The organism is Rhodococcus sp. 3258 (assembly GCF_031456475.1).
Taxonomy (GTDB): Bacteria; Actinomycetota; Actinomycetes; order Mycobacteriales; family Mycobacteriaceae; genus Rhodococcoides; species Rhodococcoides fascians.
Genome location: NZ_JAVDUT010000001.1, coordinates 729,726 through 746,943 on the forward strand (window position 1 = coordinate 729,726; position 17,218 = coordinate 746,943).

The 17,218-nt window shown below is 65.2% G+C and carries 18 protein-coding genes; 8 read left to right on the plus strand and 10 right to left on the minus strand.

What is annotated here, in order from left to right; all coding sequences use genetic code 11:
- Window positions 1-35: 35 nt before the first annotated feature.
- The gene (locus J2X62_RS03340; RefSeq protein ID WP_283548519.1) at window positions 36-710 is read right to left on the minus strand and encodes a DUF2848 domain-containing protein; all 675 of its coding nucleotides are present in this window, start codon (window positions 708-710) and stop codon (window positions 36-38) included.
- 130 nt (window positions 711-840) lie between these two features.
- Between J2X62_RS03340 and J2X62_RS03345 the strand changes: the two genes are divergently transcribed.
- A complete protein-coding gene (locus tag J2X62_RS03345) occupies window positions 841-2,190 on the plus strand; it encodes an MFS transporter (RefSeq protein ID WP_310177514.1) in 1,350 nt (449 codons plus the stop codon).
- Here the strand turns inward: J2X62_RS03345 and J2X62_RS03350 are convergent.
- Complete coding sequence (locus J2X62_RS03350) at window positions 2,162-2,803, minus strand: GntR family transcriptional regulator (protein WP_032365894.1); 642 nt, start codon at window positions 2,801-2,803, stop codon at window positions 2,162-2,164. The two genes, J2X62_RS03345 and J2X62_RS03350, sit on opposite strands and share 29 nt — an antisense overlap.
- A 46-nt stretch (window positions 2,804-2,849) precedes the next feature.
- On the opposite strand from J2X62_RS03350, the gene J2X62_RS03355 reads away from it, so the two are divergent.
- Window positions 2,850-3,650 carry a carbon-nitrogen hydrolase family protein gene (locus J2X62_RS03355; protein ID WP_230074177.1) on the plus strand — a complete coding sequence of 267 codons (801 nt, stop codon included), beginning with the start codon at window positions 2,850-2,852 and terminating at the stop codon, window positions 3,648-3,650.
- A 221-nt stretch (window positions 3,651-3,871) separates the two neighbouring features.
- On the opposite strand, the gene J2X62_RS03360 is transcribed toward J2X62_RS03355, so the two are convergent.
- The 5 genes from J2X62_RS03360 to pdxH form a co-directional block, all read right to left on the minus strand.
- Window positions 3,872-5,170 carry a citrate synthase gene (locus J2X62_RS03360; RefSeq protein WP_027495925.1) on the minus strand — a complete coding sequence of 433 codons (1,299 nt, stop codon included), beginning with the start codon at window positions 5,168-5,170 and terminating at the stop codon, window positions 3,872-3,874.
- Window positions 5,171-5,240: 70 nt separating this feature from the next.
- A complete protein-coding gene (locus tag J2X62_RS03365; RefSeq protein WP_027495924.1) occupies window positions 5,241-6,212 on the minus strand; it encodes a carbohydrate kinase in 972 nt (323 codons plus the stop codon).
- Window positions 6,209-7,138 (minus strand): aldose 1-epimerase family protein, encoded by a 930-nt coding sequence (locus J2X62_RS03370; protein ID WP_310177524.1) that lies wholly within the window; start codon window positions 7,136-7,138, stop codon window positions 6,209-6,211. Before J2X62_RS03370 ends, J2X62_RS03365 begins: the two co-directional genes overlap by 4 nt.
- The gene (locus tag J2X62_RS03375) at window positions 7,122-8,444 is read right to left on the minus strand and encodes an MFS transporter (RefSeq protein ID WP_176457028.1); all 1,323 of its coding nucleotides are present in this window, start codon (window positions 8,442-8,444) and stop codon (window positions 7,122-7,124) included. The genes J2X62_RS03370 and J2X62_RS03375 overlap by 17 nt, the downstream gene beginning before the upstream one ends.
- A 5-nt stretch (window positions 8,445-8,449) precedes the next feature.
- On the minus strand, window positions 8,450-9,067 hold the full coding sequence (gene pdxH / locus J2X62_RS03380) for a pyridoxamine 5'-phosphate oxidase (protein WP_141214505.1): 618 nt from the start codon (window positions 9,065-9,067) through the stop codon (window positions 8,450-8,452).
- Window positions 9,068-9,201: 134 nt separating this feature from the next.
- Here pdxH and J2X62_RS03385 point away from each other — a divergent pair, with 134 nt between their 5' ends.
- The 5 genes from J2X62_RS03385 to J2X62_RS03405 all read left to right on the plus strand — a co-directional run bounded on the left by J2X62_RS03385 (window position 9,202) and on the right by J2X62_RS03405 (window position 14,116).
- Window positions 9,202-10,320, plus strand: coding sequence for a citrate synthase 2 (locus tag J2X62_RS03385; RefSeq protein WP_032365892.1), 1,119 nt, complete (start codon window positions 9,202-9,204; stop codon window positions 10,318-10,320).
- 69 nt (window positions 10,321-10,389) lie between these two features.
- Window positions 10,390-11,511, plus strand: coding sequence for a phosphoserine transaminase (gene serC, locus J2X62_RS03390; protein WP_027495920.1), 1,122 nt, complete (start codon window positions 10,390-10,392; stop codon window positions 11,509-11,511).
- Between the two features lie 91 nt (window positions 11,512-11,602).
- Entirely contained in the window at window positions 11,603-12,274 is a 672-nt protein-coding gene (locus J2X62_RS03395) for a rhomboid-like protein (RefSeq protein ID WP_032372952.1), read from the plus strand.
- A gap of 111 nt (window positions 12,275-12,385) precedes the next feature.
- Window positions 12,386-13,285, plus strand: coding sequence for a septation protein SepH (gene sepH / locus J2X62_RS03400; protein ID WP_032372953.1), 900 nt, complete (start codon window positions 12,386-12,388; stop codon window positions 13,283-13,285).
- A 63-nt stretch (window positions 13,286-13,348) separates the two neighbouring features.
- Window positions 13,349-14,116 carry a DUF6928 family protein gene (locus J2X62_RS03405; protein WP_094666165.1) on the plus strand — a complete coding sequence of 256 codons (768 nt, stop codon included), beginning with the start codon at window positions 13,349-13,351 and terminating at the stop codon, window positions 14,114-14,116.
- A gap of 92 nt (window positions 14,117-14,208) precedes the next feature.
- On the opposite strand, the gene J2X62_RS03410 is transcribed toward J2X62_RS03405, so the two are convergent.
- Together J2X62_RS03410 and J2X62_RS03415 are read right to left on the minus strand one after the other, a co-directional pair.
- Window positions 14,209-14,472 carry a DUF2537 domain-containing protein gene (locus tag J2X62_RS03410; RefSeq protein WP_027495916.1) on the minus strand — a complete coding sequence of 88 codons (264 nt, stop codon included), beginning with the start codon at window positions 14,470-14,472 and terminating at the stop codon, window positions 14,209-14,211.
- Window positions 14,469-15,272, minus strand: a complete 804-nt coding sequence (locus tag J2X62_RS03415) for an RNA methyltransferase (protein WP_032372954.1) — start codon at window positions 15,270-15,272, stop codon at window positions 14,469-14,471. Before J2X62_RS03415 ends, J2X62_RS03410 begins: the two co-directional genes overlap by 4 nt.
- A gap of 75 nt (window positions 15,273-15,347) precedes the next feature.
- On the opposite strand from J2X62_RS03415, the gene J2X62_RS03420 reads away from it, so the two are divergent.
- Complete coding sequence (locus J2X62_RS03420; protein ID WP_032365886.1) at window positions 15,348-16,547, plus strand: GNAT family N-acetyltransferase; 1,200 nt, start codon at window positions 15,348-15,350, stop codon at window positions 16,545-16,547.
- Between the two features lie 4 nt (window positions 16,548-16,551).
- Here the strand turns inward: J2X62_RS03420 and J2X62_RS03425 are convergent, their stop codons facing one another.
- Window positions 16,552-17,199 carry a response regulator transcription factor gene (locus J2X62_RS03425; protein ID WP_310177543.1) on the minus strand — a complete coding sequence of 216 codons (648 nt, stop codon included), beginning with the start codon at window positions 17,197-17,199 and terminating at the stop codon, window positions 16,552-16,554.
- Between the last annotated feature and the right edge of the window lie 19 nt (window positions 17,200-17,218).

Genomic DNA, 17,218 nt, shown 5'->3' on the forward strand with positions numbered 1-17,218 from the left:
TGGGCATGGTCGGCACCGATTTTACGTCGTCACGGTCAGCCGATCGGAGCTGGCATCAACATCGTCTTGTATTCGCAGGTCAGCGTATTGCCGGTTGCGGGGTCGGCCATCTCGACCTTCCAGGTGTCGGCGAACTGGTTCACACCGGGGTGCATCGAGATGGTGCCGGAGATCAACACGGTTCCACGGGTGAACAGTCCACGGCCGGCGAGCACGTCGAGCCAGTAGTGCGGAGCGAGAAGATCACCGAGTGTGCCGGTCTGAATTGCGACGCCGTCCGCCCACGCGGTCAAGGTGATCTCGTCCAGCCGATCGGCGACCTCCGACAGACGCCACGCGCCGGTGCCGAGCACATCGGGTGCCGCGTTCTTGCTCCATGCGACACTGTGCACCTCCAGGTCACGGTCGGTGTGATCGCAGGCGACCGTCAGTAGCACGTCGTCGATGGTGTCGCCCAGGATCACCAGCGCCCACTCGGCCTCGCCCGACGTACGGCCGTGCTGGACGGCAACGGCGTCCGTCTGCTGCGCCAGGTACGGCGAAATGGGATACAGCGCCGGGGTCACCGTCGGAGCCGGAACGCCCAGTTCGGCCAGCTCCGCGATGTGCGACGCCACCTCCTCCTGGTTGCGTCCGGCGTACCCGGCGTTGAGCAACGCGTTCACCTCGACCGATTCGGAGGTGCCGTTGGGCAGCGTGAATGTGAGCATCAGTAAGGACCCTCTCCTCGTAAATTTTCTGTTTCCGATGCGCCCAAAGGCTTGCGCATACGTCTTGTATACAGCAAGTATGGAGCACGTACAACGGATAGAGTGATCCCAGGCACACGAAGGAGTCGTCATGACCGAACCTGTTTCGGTAGATAGAAAAGGCCTGGCCAAGGCCTTTGCGGCCAGCCTCACCGGAACGGCATTGGAGTGGTACGACTTCGCGGTCTACTCGGCCGCCGCAGCTCTGGTGTTTCCGCTGGTCTTCTTCCCGGACAGTGACCCACTGACCGGGACTCTGCTGGCTTTCTCGACATACGCCGTCGGGTACGTCGCCCGTCCGGTCGGAGGGTTCGTCTTCGGACGGCTCGGCGACGTCATCGGACGAAAACAGCTCCTCGTCATCACCCTGATGTTGATCGGTGTCACGACCTTCGCCATCGGTCTGATCCCCGGATACGACTCCATCGGCATCGCGGCACCGATCATTCTCGTCACGATGCGCTTCTGTCAGGGCGTTGCCGTCGGCGGCGAATGGGGCGGAGCCGTTCTCCTGTCGAGCGAATACGGCGATCCACGCAAACGCGGATTCTGGTCCTCGGCAGCACAGATCGGACCACCCGCAGGCAACCTGCTCGCCAACGGTGCACTCGCTGTTCTGACGCTGACATTGACCGACCAGCAGTTCGAGTCCTGGGGATGGCGCGTGGCGTTCCTTTTCTCCGCGGTACTCGTCGGATTCGGTCTGTGGATCCGGTTGAAGCTCGAGGACACCCCGGTGTTCAAGGCGCTGCAGGAAAGCGGCGAACGTTCCGAGGCACCGATCAGCGAAGTGTTCAAGACCGAACTGCGACCCCTGGTGGCTGGCATCATGTCTCGTGTCGCGCCGGACGTCATCTACGCGCTGTTCACCGTCTTCTCCATCACTTACGGCACACAGAAGTTGGGCTTCGAGCGCAGTGAGGTACTGACCGCCATTCTGATCGGGTCGGCATGCCAACTCGGCCTGATCCCGCTCGCCGGAGCGGTGTCCGATCGCATCAACCGACGCCTCGTCTACGGCGTCGCAGCCGTGGGCGGTGTCGCGTGGAGTGCGATCTTCTTCCTCGTCATCGGCGGAGGATCGCTACCACTGCTGATCCTGGGTGTGGTGGTGGGCCTGGCGTTCCACTCGTTCATGTACGGGCCACAGGCAGCATTCGTCACCGAGCAGTTCAGCGTTCGATTGCGCTCCACCGGCAGCTCGTTGGCGTACACGATCGCCGGTGTCTTCGGTGGTGCGATGGCCCCGCTGATCTTCGTCTACCTGTTGGACAAGACGGACAGCTGGGTGCCGATCGCCGGGTACATCGTCGTCGTCGGTCCCGTGACACTCGTCGGCCTCGCCCTCGGACGCAACCCGGACCCCACCGAGGACGAGCACTACGTGCTGCTGGGCCAGCAGCACGAAAACGCTACGCGCGCAACAGAGTCTGAAGCGTGACCTCGAGGTGAGCGTCGATCTTCTCGTGCACCAGGCCCTCGTCGCCGGCACTCAGTGCGTCGATGATGGCCTGGTGCTCGGCGCACACTCGGTGTTGCCGGTTGGCGGCGGTGAACAACGCACTCAAGCCCACTCGGAGCTGACGCGCCCGCAAACCGGCATACGTGCGCGAGAGCAGATCACTGCCCGCCGAATCGATCAAACTCTGATGGAACGTCCCGTCCCAGTCGATGAATTCCTTGGGAGCGTCGGTGCTGTCGGAGTTCATCAGCAGCTCCTGCTGATGCAACGCATGCTGCATCGCCGCGATCGGAGCGTCACCGGCACGCAACGCCCGCGACGCCGCGTGCCGTTCCAGAACGCCACGCAGATCCATCAATTCGGCGATCTGCCGTCCGGACATCGCCGGCACATGGGCACCGCGCTTGGGCACCATCTCGACCAGACCCTCGGACTGCAGCATCAGCAACGCCTCACGCACCGGCGTGCGCGATACGCCGATTCGAGTCGCAAGTTCCTGTTCGTTCAGAAAAGTGCCGGTGGCGGCCGGTGACGACAACACCTGATCACGGACGAACTGGTACGCCTTGTCCCTCCCCGACAGTGGTTGCATACGATATGTATACCTGTCTTCCCCCGACGAAACCAGGAGTCACACCGTGAGCTCGACTATCCGCATCAGCCTGGCCCAGATCACCAGTGGCGAAAACCCCACCGAGAACCTCGAACTCATCGAGACCCACACCCGCGCCGCGGCGCACGCAGGCTCGGACCTCGTCGTGTTCCCGGAGGCGATGATGCGCTGCTTCGGCGGACCCATCCGAAAGTTCGCGCAGCCACTGGACGGCGAATGGGCACAGACCGTTTGTCGGATCGCGTCCGACGCCGGCATCACCGTCGTCGCCGGAATGTTCACTCCCGCGCCCGACGACAGAGTGACCAACACACTGCTCGTCACCGGCCCGGGCGTCGAGGCGAGCTACGACAAGATTCATCTGTTCGACGCGTTCGGATTCGCCGAATCCGATACCGTCGCACCGGGTTCCGACCCGCTCGTGCTCGACATCGCGGGAGTCCGCGTCGGCTTCGCGACCTGCTACGACATTCGCTTCCCTGCCCTGTTCCAGAAACTCGGGGACCTCGGTGCCGAACTCGTCGTGGTTCCGGCGTCGTGGGGATCGGGCGACGGCAAAGTGGAGCAGTGGACCCTGCTCGCCCGCGCACGCGCCCTGGATTCGACCACGTTCATCGCGGCCTGCGATCAAGCCGAACCTGCTGCCGCCGAAGGCAATGCCCCGCTGGGCGTCGGCCACAGCATCGTCTGCTCCCCCACCGGCGAGATCCTCGGCCAACTCGACGCAACACCCGGAATGCTGACGATCGACATTCATACCGAGCTGGTCGACGCCGTGCGCAAGAACCTGCCAGTGCTGAAGAACCGCAGGCACTTCGACGCCTGAGTGCGCCGCGATCTCGAAGTTAGGGACGAATTCCGGCCGAATCTCGTCCATAACTTCGAACTCGGCGCGCGAACGCGCCCGTCACGCAGCGAGATCGCAGTTGTGCAGCCAAGAGTGGCCATATCACCTGCGTAACTGCGAACTCGGCGGGATACGCAGGCCGTAAACGACAACGCCGCCGACTCCCGAGGGGAGCCGGCGGCGTTGTCGTGCAGCAAGAGCTAGCGGGAGCTGACGTCCTGGTAGTCGCGCTCGGTGTAGCCGGTGTAGATCTGGCGCGGACGGCCGATCTTGCCGGTGGTGTCCTCGTTCTGCTCGCGCCAGTGCGCGATCCAGCCCGGGAGACGACCCATCGCGAACAGCACCGTGAACATGCGCGGCGGGAAGCCCATCGCGCGGTAGATCAGGCCGGTGTAGAAGTCGACGTTGGGGTACAGCTTGCGCTCGACGAAGTAGTCGTCGGTGAGTGCGGTCTCTTCGAGCTTGAGGGCGATCTCGAGCAGTTCGTCGCCGTTGCCCAGCTTGCCCAGGATCGTGTGTGCGGTTTCCTTGACCAGCGTCGCGCGCGGATCGAAGTTCTTGTACACCCGGTGTCCGAAGCCCATGAGCTTGACGCCGTCTTCCTTGTTCTTCACTCGACGCAGGAAGTCGGTGGCGTCGCCGCCCTCGGCCTTGATCTTGTCGAGCATCTCGAGCACGGCCTGGTTGGCACCGCCGTGCAGCGGGCCCCACAGTGCGTTGATGCCGCCGGAGATCGAGGTGAAGAGGTTGGCCTGCGAGGATCCGACGAGGCGGACCGTCGACGTCGAGCAGTTCTGCTCGTGGTCGGCGTGCAGGATGAGCAGCATGTCGAGTGCCTTGACGATCTCGGGATCGACCTCGTACGGCTCGGCGGGGAAGCCGAACGTCATGCGCAGGAAGTTCTCGACCAGGCTCTTCGAGTTGTCCGGGTAGAGGAACGGCTGACCGACCGACTTCTTGTAGGCGTACGCCGCAATCGTCGGCAGCTTGGCCAGCAGACGGATCGTGGAGAGCTCGACCTGCTCGGGATCGTTGGGCTCGAGCGAATCCTGGTAGTACGCCGACAGTGCGTTGACCGCGCTCGACAGCACCGGCATCGGGTGGGCGTTGCGCGGGAAGCCGTCGAAGAAACGCTTGAGGTCCTCGTGCAGCAACGTGTGGCGACGGATGCGGTCGGTGAACGTCTCGAGCTCGTCCTCGGACGGCAGCTCCCCGTAGATCAACAGGTAGCTGACCTCGATGAACGACGACTTGCCCGCAAGCTGTTCGATCGGGTAACCGCGGTAGCGCAGGATCCCCGCGTCACCGTCGATGTACGTGATGGCCGACTTGGTGGACGCGGTGTTGACGAACCCGCCGTCCAGCGTCGTGTAGCCGGTGGTCGCCAGCAGCTTTCCCAGCTCGATACCGTTGTTGCCTTCACTGGCCTCGGCAATCGACATGGAATATTCGCCACCGGGGTAGGTGAGGGTGGCTTTGGCATCATTCTCAGCGGGCACGAATGGTCCCTCTCGAACTCGTGTAACGGACACGTACTTAAAACGGACAGTTCTAACGTCGCTAGTGAAACTAGTCTCTCGGTGCCTCGGACGCCCAGGGAGGGTCGGCACCGGGTCGTGAAACCGTGATCGCGGCTGCCGTGGCAGCGAACGAAAGAGCTTGCCGCCAATCCTCCCCGGTCATCTCCTGTACCGCTTTCGATGTGATAATGGTCTCTTTTTCCAGGTAGCTCAACAGTGCGCCGTGCACAGTGTCACCAGCGCCGATCGTGTCGACGACGTCGACGGCAACGCCCGGTACCGACACCTCCTCGGCTGCTGTCACTCCCGTGGCCGTCGTCTCCCCGGACGCGGTGAACACCGAGATTCCGTCTCCGCCGCGGGTCATCACCACCGCGGTCACCCCGGCGGCGAGCCAGTCGTCGACGGTGGTGCCCTGGGTGCCCAGTCCCAGCCAGTGCGAGTCGTCCTCGGACACCTTGAGAATGTCGATGCTCGGCAACCACGAGCGAAAGCGATCGCGGAATCCGTCGGCGGTGATGTCGCCGCTGGTGCTGTCGATGGCGGCCGGGCGAATGTTGGGGTCGAGCATCGTCAGCTTGCCCGCGGCCCGAGCTCGATGCAGCAATTCGGCGTACACCGACGCGCCGGGCTCGTACAGCAACGACAACGTGCCGAAGGACAGAACGCTGATCTCGTCGGGCAGATCACCGGGATCGGCGACGAGTCGATCGGCCGTGCCATCGGCGTAGAACGAGTACTCGGCGCTGCCGTCCTCGGCGAGGGTCGTCATCGCCAACGTCGTCGGCTCGTCACCGCGCTGCACCCACGAGATGTCGACACCGGCATCGCGCAGACTCGCCAGGATCTGCTCGCCGAACGAGTCGCGAGAGATGCGGGAGAGATAGGCAACCGGCGACCCCAACCGACCGATCGAGATGGCGACGTTGAACGGCCCGCCGCCGAGTTTCGGTGAGAGCAGCGGCCCCTCGTGCACCGGCACCAAATCCACCAATGCTTCGCCGCACACCAGAATCGTCACTTCTCGTACTCCATTCCCCAGCTGCCGGACCAGGTCTGACCCGGGTCGAGCACGATCAGATCCATCTCGGAATTCAACGCGTCGGGCGGGCAGGTCATCGGTTCGATCGCCAACGCGCGTCCCCGATCCGGGTACGCCTGATCGTTGGCGGGATCGGCGGTGAACACCTGCACCCACCCGAAGTTGCTGTCGGTCCACAGCACCGTCGCGGTGCCGTCGGGGCCACGCAGTGTGTGCTTCGCGCGTCCGTCTACGTCCGGCACCGAGGCACTGAACGGAGTGTCGAGCTGCACGCCCTCGAGGTTCCGAGGCTGCCGAAAGTCGTACTCGGTATCGGCCGTCGGCACCGAAAGCCCTACGGGCAGATTGCGTACCGGATCGAGCGGCAGCCGCGTACCCGCGGACAGTTCGAGCGTGCATTCGTCGAGGGGTACGTCCCCCACACGCACGTAGGTATGGAATCCCATTCCGTACGGCGCAGCCGATTCGCCCGTGTTGGTCGCCGACGCGGTCACCGTCAGACCGTCGTCGGACAGCTCGTGTGCCACCGTCAATCGCAACGAGAACGGCCAACCCTCGTGCGTACCGATGTCCACGCTCTGCTCGACGCGAGACTCGGTGTGCTCGTCGAGAGTCCACACCACCCGTCGGACGAAACCGTGGCTCGCGTTGTTGCGGGCCGGTTCGGTGATCTCCAACCGATGTTCGACGCCTTCGAACGTGAACGTTCCGTCGGCCGTTCGATTGGGCCACGGGGCCAACACCAGTCCCGCCGACAGCGGCGGCTTGGTGCCCGCCTCCCACGTTTCGGTGAGCGGTGAGCCGTCGTATTCGAGGACCCGCAGGCCCGCTCCGACAGCAGCGACGTCGGCGCGATACTTGCCGCTCGTCAACGAATACGTCTGCGCCTCAGCTGTGGGAGCCATGCGAGCCATTGTCCACGACGGTGTCGTCCACCGTCTTGCTACCGACGATTGCGCCGACTCGGTAGCGAATGAATGCCGGTAGCGCGAGGGCTGCGATCGAGACACCGATGACCACCAGCACACCACCTCCTGCGGCGGCCGCGGCTGTCCCCACCGAGGCCGCTGCCGCGCCGTGCAGAACATCGCCGATCCGGGGCCCTCCCGCGACGACGACGATGAAGACGCCTTGCAGTCGGCCGCGCATCTCGTCGGTCGCCACCGTCTGCAGCATCGTGCTGCGGAACGCCGCCGAGATCATGTCGGCACCACCACCGAGCGCCAGAAACGCCAGTGCGAACCACAGGGCAACCGTCGTCGCTCCGTCGGTCGCCGCACCGACGGCGAGCCCGAATCCGATCATCGCCACGCCCCAGACGACGATGCAGATCAACACCGCCAGACCTTGACGCCGCACGCGCGGTAGCCAACCGGAGAACACTCCACCGAGCACCGCTCCCGCGGACATCGCCGCGAACAGCATGCCCAGCACCGGCCCACCCGAGGCCGGGTCCCCGAAACTGTCGTGGGCGATCTGCGGGAACAGCGCCCGAGGCATTCCGAACACCATGGCGATGATGTCGACGACGAACGACGCCAGCAGCACCTTCTGGGTCGCGAGATACGCGAAACCCTCGAACACCGAACGCAATCCGGCGCGTTGACCGGACTTGGCCGGCGGAATGCCCGGCAGCCTGATCACCGCCCACAGCGTGGCGAACAGTGCGATGGTGTCGATCAGGTACAGAGTTTCGAGCCCGATGTAGTAGATGAGGATGCCGGCACTGAGCGGACCGGCGATGGCACCGAAGTTCATCACCGTCATGTTCAGAGAGTTCGCGGCGGGCAGCTGCGCCGCGGGCAGGATTCGCGGCAGTATCGCACTGCGGGTCGGCTGATTGACGGCGAAAAAGGCCTGCTGAATTGCCAACAGCACCAACACGATCCACACGTTGTTCAGTTCCAGGAACGCCTGCAACCAGAACAGTGTCGACGTTCCGATCAGACCGAACGTGGTGATCATCAACAAGGTTCGGCGGTCCATCACGTCGGCCAGGGCCCCGCCCCACAGCCCGAACACGATGAGGGGCACCAGAGCGAACACGCCCGTCAAGCCGACGTAGGCCGAGCTCAGGGTGATCTGATAAACCTGTTGCGGCACAGCGACGATCGAGAGCTGCGCGCCGATGACGGTGACGATGTTCGCCAGCCACAGGCGGCGATATGCGGGAGTCTTCAGCGGGGTCGTGTCGGCCAGGATGCCGCGCAGCCCGCTCACGGTTGCAGTCGCTCGATCACACCGCTCGCCGGCATCACTCGAATTCTGTTGTGCATCCGGCTGGTTCGACCCTGCCAGAATTCGACGACCTCCGGTTCGACGCGGATGCCGCCCCAGTTCGGCGGCACCGGCACCTCGCGTCCGTCGAACGTCGCGGTGACCTCGGCCAGTTGCGCGGCGAGGGCGTCGCGAGACACGACGGTTCGCGATTGCTCCGACGCCCATGCACCCAGCTGCGAGCCGCGCGGTCGCGTCCGCCAGTACGCCTCGGTGGTGTCTCGGTCGACTCTGGTGACCGGTCCGCGGACGGTGAGCTGACGGGCGATGCCGATCCACGGAAAGGTGATGGACGCGTACGGCGTCGACGCCAACGCGCGGCCCTTGTCCGAGTCGTAGTTGGTGTAGAACACCACGCCCTCGGCGTCGAGGTCCTTGCACAGGACGGTGCGGGTCGCGGGCCTACCGGCAGCGTCGACCGTGCCGAGCACGATCGCGTTGGGCTCGGGCAGATTCGCGGCAACGGCGTCCGAGAGCCACTGCCGGGCCAGTGGCAACCAGCCGTCGCTCAGGGCGTCGACGTCGAGATCCTTGGGCTCGCCGTAGTCCACTCGCATGGTGGCCAGGCGCTGTTCGTCTGCAGACACGAACCCAGACGCTACTCCCGCGTAAAAGCTCGCTATGGTTTCCGCAAGCACGCCCGGATGCGGCGCAGAGCCGGGCGCAGTCGCGACGAGGGAGTCCACAGACCATGGCTGTTCAACACGTTCCCGAAGATTTCGTTCCCGGTCTCGAAGGTGTGGTCGCCTTCACCTCCGACATCGCCGAACCCGACAAGGACGGCGGCGCACTGCGTTACCGCGGAGTCGACATCGAGGAACTGGTTGCACAGGGCGTCACCTTCGGCGATGTGTGGGCGCTGTTGGTCGACGGGGAATTCGGCCGCGGCCTGCCACCGGCCGAGCCGTTCCCCCTGCCCATCCACACCGGTGACGTCCGCGTCGACGTCCAGGCAGGCCTGGCGATGCTCGCTCCCATCTGGGGATATCAGCCGGTACTCGACATCGACGACAGCACCGCCCGCGACAACCTGGCCCGCGCCTCGGTGATGGCGCTGTCCTACGTCGCGCAGTCCGCTCGCGGGATCTACCAGCCCGCTGTGCCCCAGAGCCGCATCGATCAGGCAGCCACCGTGACCGAACGCTTCATGGTCCGCTGGAAGGGCGAGCCCGACCCCGCACACGTCGCCGCCATCGACGCCTACTGGGTGTCCGCCGCCGAACACGGCATGAATGCATCGACGTTCACCGCCCGCGTCATCGCCTCCACCGGAGCAGACGTCGCAGCATGCCTCTCCGGAGCCATCGGCGCGATGTCCGGCCCACTGCACGGCGGCGCCCCGGCCCGCGTACTGCCCATGATCGAAGAAGTCGAGAAGACCGGCGACGCCCGCGCGCTGATCACCGGAATCCTCGACCGCAAGGAAAAGCTCATGGGCTTCGGGCACCGCGTCTACCGCGCCGAGGACCCCCGAGCCCGCGTCCTGCGCGCCACCGCCAAGCGCCTGAACGCTCCGCGCTACGAGGTTGCCGCCGCGCTCGAACAGGCCGCGTTGACGGAACTGCGCGAACGCCGCCCCGATCGTGCCATCGAGACCAACGTCGAGTTCTGGGCCGCCGTGATCCTCGACTTCGCCGAGGTCCCGGCACACATGATGCCCGCGATGTTCACCTGCGGACGCACCGCCGGCTGGTGCGCTCACATTCTCGAGCAGAAACGCCTGGGCAAGTTGGTGCGCCCCGCCGCCCTCTACACCGGCCCCGAACCCCGCACCCCCGACTCCGTCGAGGGCTGGGAGCTGATCCGGTAGTCGACGGTGTCAGGACACCCGACTAGCCTGTGGAGGCCATATTCCATCGACGCTAGGACGCGCTACTCCATGGCCGATTTGCCGATCATTCCCGCCGATCTTCTTCCCGCCGACGGACGCTTCGGTTGCGGCCCGTCCAAGGTTCGCCCCGAGCAGCTGCAGTCCCTGGTCGACGTCGGTGCGTCCGTGTTCGGCACCAGCCACCGCCAGAAGCCCGTCAAGGACGTCGTCGGACGTGTACGCAGTGGTCTGAAAGACCTGTTCTCGCTCCCCGAGGGCTACGAGGTCGTGCTCGGCAACGGTGGTACCACCGCGTTCTGGGATGCCGCTGCGTTCGGCCTCATCCGGGAGAAGTCGCTGCACCTGACCAACGGTGAGTTCAGCTCGAAGTTCGCCTCGGTGGCCAAGAACAACCCGTTCATCGGCGATCCGATCGTCGTCAAGGCCGAGCCCGGCAGCGCGCCCGAGCCCACGTCGGATCCGTCCGTGGACCTCATCGGTTGGGCCCACAACGAGACCTCGACGGGCGTGGCCATCCCGGTCAGCCGTCCGGCCGGCTCGGAGAACGCCCTCATCGCGATCGACGCCACCTCCGGTGCCGGCGGACTGCCGGTGAACGTCGCCGATTCCGACGTCTACTACTTCGCTCCGCAGAAGTGCTTCGCCGCCGACGGCGGCCTGTGGGTCGCGCTGATGAGCCCGGCCGCTCTCGCCCGCGTCGACGAGATCGCCTCCAGTGGCCGGTGGGTTCCGGACTTCCTGTCGTTGCCGATCGCCGTCGACAACAGCAGCAAGGACCAGACCTACAACACCCCCGCAGTGGCGACGCTTCTGCTCTTCGCAGACCAGATCGAGTGGCTCAACAGCAAGGGCGGCCTGGATTGGGCCACGAAGCGGACTGCGGACTCGTCCTCACGCCTGTACGACTGGGCCGAGAACAGTGAATTCGCAACGCCGTTCGTGACGAACCCGGATCACCGCAGCCAGGTCGTCGGAACCATCGATTTCGACGAGAAGGTCGACGCGGCCCAGGTTGCGAAGATCCTGCGCGCCAACGGCGTCGTCGACACCGAGCCGTACCGCAAGCTCGGCCGCAACCAGCTGCGTGTCGGTATGTTCCCGGCCATCGAGCCGGACGACATCACCGCACTGACCAAGAGCATCGACTGGGTCGTCTCCACGCTGAGCTAGTCGGCAGCCAACTCACAGCTACAGCGCTCCCTTCGAGGCCTACACTTGCTATCAATTACGCAAGCGTAACGACCTCGGAGGGAGCGTTCGTATGTCCAGGCTCCTGTCCGTCGTTCTACGACTGCGGGTGACTCTCGCGTTCTGCCTGCTCACAGCCGCAGGAACCGTCACTCTCGGGCAGATCGGGCCGCACGATCGTTGGCATGTGCTGCACGCCGCGAGCACCAACCTGCATAATCTCACGGACGGTCATCTCGCCACGCTCGTCACCAGCGCCTTCCTCACCGAAGGCCGGCCCGATTGGTGGTGGCTCGCCTCGGTCGCCATCCTGTTCGCCGTCGCCGAGTGGGTCTCGGGGTGGCGCCGGTTTCTGCTCACGTTCTCCGCCGGGCACATCGGCGCGACGGCACTGGTGGCTGTCGGGTTGTTCGTCGGCATCCACGTCGACTGGTTTGCCGACTCGTTGGCCGTAGCCGTCGACGTCGGGGTCAGTTATGCCGCAGCTGCGGTGGCGGGGTCCTTGATTCGATACCTGACGATGCCGTGGCGCGCAGTGTGGGGCGCATTGTGGATCGCCGTTGTCGCCGCCGGAGCCATCACCGATCCCTCGTTCACCGCTGCCGGCCACGCACTGGCGCTGATCATCGGGCTCGGACTCGGCGTATTCTTTCTTCGTCGAGATTCAATGCCGTTGTCCCGCAATCGAATCGACTCGACTTCGGCCGATCGGGTGCAACCGAGCGCGCAGCTGTCTACTCTCTGAGAAAGAAACCGACGCCACCGCCGCGAGGCGTGTCGGACACCCGCCGAATACGGTAGGTGAACTAGGCTCGAATTCGACGGTATCGCGAGCCGGCGCGATGAGGAGGTCAAGGTGCGAGACTTACGTGTGGTGGGTCTCGAGGCCGACGGAAAGTTCGTCGTGTGCGCAGATCCCAAAACCGGCGACAGATTCCGGCTTCCAGCCGACGACAAACTCCGCGCAGCCTCACGCGGAGACATCGCTCGACTAGGACAGATTGAGATCGAAATGGACAGTTTGCTCCGGCCGAAGGAAATCCAGGCCCGTATCCGCAGCGGCGCGACCATCGAACAGGTCGCCGCAGATTCCGGAATGGCCATCAGCCGAGTCGAGGTGTTCGCGCACCCCGTACTGCTCGAGCGTTCGCAGGCAGCGTCGATGGCCCAGGCCGGACATCCGCTGCGGCACGACGGCCCGGCTGTGCAGACCCTGCTCGACATCGTCACCCTCGCCTTCCGCGCTCGCGGACACAACCTCGACGACGCGGCCTGGGACGCCTGGCGCGACGAGGACAACAAGTGGGTCGCCCAGCTGAAGTGGCAGGCAGGGCGCACCACGAACAAAGCGCACTGGCAGTTCTTGCCCGACGGTCACGGCGGCACCATCGCTCCACTCGACGACACCGCACGCGAACTGATCGACCCGGACTTCGGACGTCAACTTCGCGGCCTGGCCCCGGTACGTGCACTTGCCTCCGCCGAGGACTCCGACGACGAGACCTCGCAGCAGAGTTTCGACGAGTACTACGGCACCACCGCCGACAGCGAGATCGACGCCGAGACCATCGACGTCGAGGTGGACGATGCGCCGACTCCCGAGCCCGAGCAGCCGCGCGAACCTGTGGCGAGGGAGCCCAGGCCCGCACCCAAGCCTGCCGCCGGTCACACCAGCGGCAAGGACAAGCGCGGCAAGCCGGCCATGCCATCGTGGGAAGACGTCCTGCTCGGTGTGCGCAGCAGCGGTCACAACTGAGTTATTCGTGTGACCGATGTGCCGCGCGATGTCGGAGTGTCGACACCCACACCGTAGGCTTCGATGGAAGTCACGGAGAGAGAGGTGCCGGTAGTGGGGGCCAAAGCATCAACGATCTGGTACGTGGACGCACCGGATCCCATATCGGTACTGCGAGAAGCCACCACCTCCGACTGGAACGCCGCCAGTGCGCTCGTCGGACGGCTCTACCCCCATCTCACGGCCGTCCCTCTCGAGCAGGGTCCCATCTCGACCTCGGCGGGTGTGGACGACGATCACGTGTTCATCGGGTGCTACCCCGGCGTCACCGTCGTCTGCGGATCCAACTTGTCGGTGCCCACGCCGTCGACCCTTCCCGAATCCGTCACCCGCCCACTGGCCTCCGAGCACACCTACCTCGTCGCCTCGGACCCCGAGCATGCCTGGGGTGCGTTCGCCTACTGGGAGCGCGGTGAATTCCGACGCTCGTTCAGCGCCACCCCCGTCTACATCTACGAGGACGTGGGGCTGCCTCTGGTGTGGGAGCGTCCGTTCTGGGCCGGTGACCACCCGCTGATCTATCCGCCCGGAGTGATGCCGGATCCGCAGTCACTGCCGTTCCACCCCCAGGAATTCGCCGAAGCCGCCAACGCCGAATGGCTCGGCTTCCGCTACACCGGTGCCCCGAAGCCCGGCGAGCTCGACCCGAATGCGCTGCCTGTCTGCGGTTTCACCATGTACGTGCCGGGGCAAGAGCCGCGGCCCCAGACCGTTCCGGTCCAGAATGCACCCGCAGCGGACTCGGCCGAGCCCGCACCGCGACCGAAGAAGCGCTGGTTCTCCCGCAAATAGTGGCTCGGGTGGGCACCGTTGCACACAACGACCGGCAATCGACGGGATTCCGCCGATCGTCGCCGGTAGTGCGCACCCCTGCCCGGGCCGGCTCAGAACGCCAGAGCCGCCAGTGCCACGAAACTCAGAAGCGCACCGGCGCTCGCTCCGTACACGGCCCAACGCCATACCGGAACGCCGAACCACCGCATTACCGTCGGGGCTGCGCCTGCCACGACGACGAGGTTGAGGCCGATCGCGAGCAGCGGATGAACTCTGGCCAGTTCCAGGCCGAACGCCGTCAGTGCCACCGCGACGAGGATCGCCGCGATCACGGCAACCGGGACACCGGTCCAGCGAACGTCCGGATCCTTCACGTCAGACGCACCCGTTCGTAGAAGCCCATCGCCGCGGCCGTCGCAACATTGAGCGAATCGGTACCGGGCGCCATCGGAATACGAGCGCGAATATCGGTGGCGCGCATGGCGTGTTCGGTCAGACCGGGCCCCTCGGCACCGAGCAGCAACGCGACCTTCTCCCCCGTCATCGCCGTCGCCAAGGACACCGCCTCCGGGTTCGGTGTCAGCGAGATCAGCTGAAAACCGTGCCGCCGCACCCGATCGAGGCCACGAGGCCACTCGGGCACCTTCGCGAACGGCACTCGGAGCACATGCCCCATCGACACCCGGACAGACCGTCGGTACAGGGGATCGGCGCAGGCGGCCCCGAACAACACCGCGTCCACCCCGAGACCGGCCGCATTGCGGAACATCGACCCGAGATTCTCGTGATCGTTGACGCCTTCCAGAATCGCGACCGTGCTCGCGCCCGCCAGCACCTCGTCCAGATCGAGGGCCGGCGGCCTGTTCGCCGCCGCCAACACACCACGGTTGAGGTGGAAGCCGACGACCTCGGCCATCACCTCGGCCGACGTCCGATAGAACGGAACATCCGAATCGGCGAGGTCCTCGCGCAACGCGTCGAGCCGTCGATCCACGCCGAGCAGGCTGATCATCGGAAAACGCGAGCTCAGCAGGCGCTGCGCGACGAGCACGCCCTCCGCGATCACCAACCCTTTGCCCTCGGGCAGATCGGGGCGCCTGTCCGAGGAATTGAGGTCGCGGAAGTCGTCGAGCCGCGGGTCGAGGGGATCGTCGATGTCGATTACATGCACCACCTGCTCATCTTCTCACCCGGCATTTCTGGCAGTCCCTCGGCGAACCACCACCCCGGTATGGAAAAGTTGTGAGCGATGACTACCGACGAATCGATCACCATCCGTACCGCCACCGACGACGACTGGGATGCCGTCGCGCTGCTCGACGCCCATGCGTTCGGCGAGCACCAGAACGCCGAGGACCTGGCCGAAACGCAGATCCTGACGAAGTCCGAGCACGTCTACCTGGCGTGGGACGGCGAGACCCCGGTCGGTGTGGCCATGCACTTCCCGATGTCGGTGACCGTTCCCGGCGGAGCTCAGGTCGAGGCATCGGGAGTGTCCTGGGTGTCCGTCGCGCCGACACATCGCCGACGCGGCATCCTGCGATCGATGTTCACCCAGCAGCATCGCGCTCTGAACGACGCCGGCGCACCGTTGTCACTGCTGACGGCCAGCGAGGCGACGATCTACGGACGCTTCGGGTATGGGCCGGTGACCGAGGAGATCAGCGTCTCGATCGACCGTCGGTTCGCGCAGTTCCGCAAGGACGCTCCCCCGGCGACGGGTGTGCGGCTGATCGAATCGGCCGAGGCCACCGAACTGCTTCCGGACATCTACCACCGGTGGCAGCAGCAGACCGCAGGCGCGCAGCCCAAGCCGCCGATCCGCTGGGAGCGCTTCTTCGCCGATCGCGAGAACCGACGCGGCGGACTGACCGCACTGTTCTTCGTCGTACATCCCGACGGATACGTCGCCTACCGACGCGGACGCAACCCGAGCCGGGTCGTGGTGGAGGAATTCATCGCGGTGACCGACGATGCCTACGCCGCGCTGTGGCAGATCCTCGTCGGCGTGGACCTGGTCGACACCATCGAGGTACGGCAGGCACGCGACGAGGCACTGCCGTTCCTGCTGACCAACAACCGGCTGCCGAAGGTCACCGCTCACCACGACGCTCTGTGGGCCCGGATTATGCATGTCGAGGCTGCCCTCGAGGCGCGCACCTATGCCCTCGACACATCACTGATCATCGCCGTCCGGGATCCCTTCCTCGACGCAGGCGGTACCTATTCGCTGACCGTCACGGACGGCAGAGCCACCTGCACGCGGGTGGAATCCGAGCCGGACATCGAACTCGACATCGACGTGCTCGCCAGCATCTACTTCGGTACCCACCGAGCCCGATTGTTCGCCGCAGCAAACCGCCTCACCGCCCGCAACGAAGAATCACTGCACGCACTCGACCTGACGTTCGGAACAGCGCGTCCCGCCGTCATGGGTTGGGGTTTCTGAGCGACTACCCTGCCAGCCCGTGCGTGAAGGCGAAGTGCACGGCCTGCGCTCGATCTCGCAGTCGGGCTTTGGCGAACAGATGGTTGATGTGTGTCTTGACTGTCGCCTCGCTGACGAACATCTGCTGAGCGATCTCGCGGTTCGACAGACCGGCCGCGATCGCGCGTAGGACCTCGACCTCACGCGGAGTCAGACCAGCCGGAATTTCGGGCGGACGGGAGTGCTCGACGGCTCCGAGCAGCCGCGCCTGTACCTCCGGATTCAGTACGGACTGCCCGGCTGCCGCCGCCCGCAATGCCGCCGCTATCTCGACCCTTCCGGCGTCCTTGGTGAGATATCCGCGTGCGCCCGCACCGAGTGCATCGAGTATCGAGCGTTCGTCGGAGAAGGTCGTCAACACCACCACGGGTAGATCGGGGAAGAGCCCCTTCAGTATTCGGGTCGCCTCTATCCCGTCGGTGCCCGGCATCCGCAGGTCCATCAGCACGACATCGAGGCATTCGGTACTCATCGCGGCCTGCACTGCGGCGACCGCGCCATCGCCGTCCGTCGAGGTCGACACGACGGTGATGTCGTCGATCAGATCGAGCATCGTCGCCAGCGCCTCGCGCACCGACGCCTGATCGTCGGCGATCACTATCCGAATGCTCATAACCTCACCTTCGTGTTGT

What these genes read in the sequence shown, in the direction of transcription:
- J2X62_RS03340 (WP_283548519.1), bottom strand. Translation starts at nt 710, where the DNA reads ATGCTCACATTCACGCTGCCCAACGGCACCTCCGAATCGGTCGAGGTG.
- J2X62_RS03345 (WP_310177514.1), top strand. Translation starts at nt 841, where the DNA reads ATGACCGAACCTGTTTCGGTAGATAGAAAAGGCCTGGCCAAGGCCTTT.
- J2X62_RS03350 (WP_032365894.1), bottom strand. Translation starts at nt 2,803, where the DNA reads ATGCAACCACTGTCGGGGAGGGACAAGGCGTACCAGTTCGTCCGTGAT.
- J2X62_RS03370 (WP_310177524.1), bottom strand. Translation starts at nt 7,138, where the DNA reads ATGGCTCCCACAGCTGAGGCGCAGACGTATTCGTTGACGAGCGGCAAG.
- pdxH (WP_141214505.1), bottom strand. Translation starts at nt 9,067, where the DNA reads ATGCGAGTGGACTACGGCGAGCCCAAGGATCTCGACGTCGACGCCCTG.
- J2X62_RS03385 (WP_032365892.1), top strand. Translation starts at nt 9,202, where the DNA reads ATGGCTGTTCAACACGTTCCCGAAGATTTCGTTCCCGGTCTCGAAGGT.
- serC (WP_027495920.1), top strand. Translation starts at nt 10,390, where the DNA reads ATGGCCGATTTGCCGATCATTCCCGCCGATCTTCTTCCCGCCGACGGA.
- J2X62_RS03395 (WP_032372952.1), top strand. Translation starts at nt 11,603, where the DNA reads ATGTCCAGGCTCCTGTCCGTCGTTCTACGACTGCGGGTGACTCTCGCG.
- J2X62_RS03405 (WP_094666165.1), top strand. Translation starts at nt 13,349, where the DNA reads ATGGAAGTCACGGAGAGAGAGGTGCCGGTAGTGGGGGCCAAAGCATCA.
- J2X62_RS03420 (WP_032365886.1), top strand. Translation starts at nt 15,348, where the DNA reads ATGACTACCGACGAATCGATCACCATCCGTACCGCCACCGACGACGAC.
- J2X62_RS03425 (WP_310177543.1), bottom strand. Translation starts at nt 17,199, where the DNA reads ATGAGCATTCGGATAGTGATCGCCGACGATCAGGCGTCGGTGCGCGAG.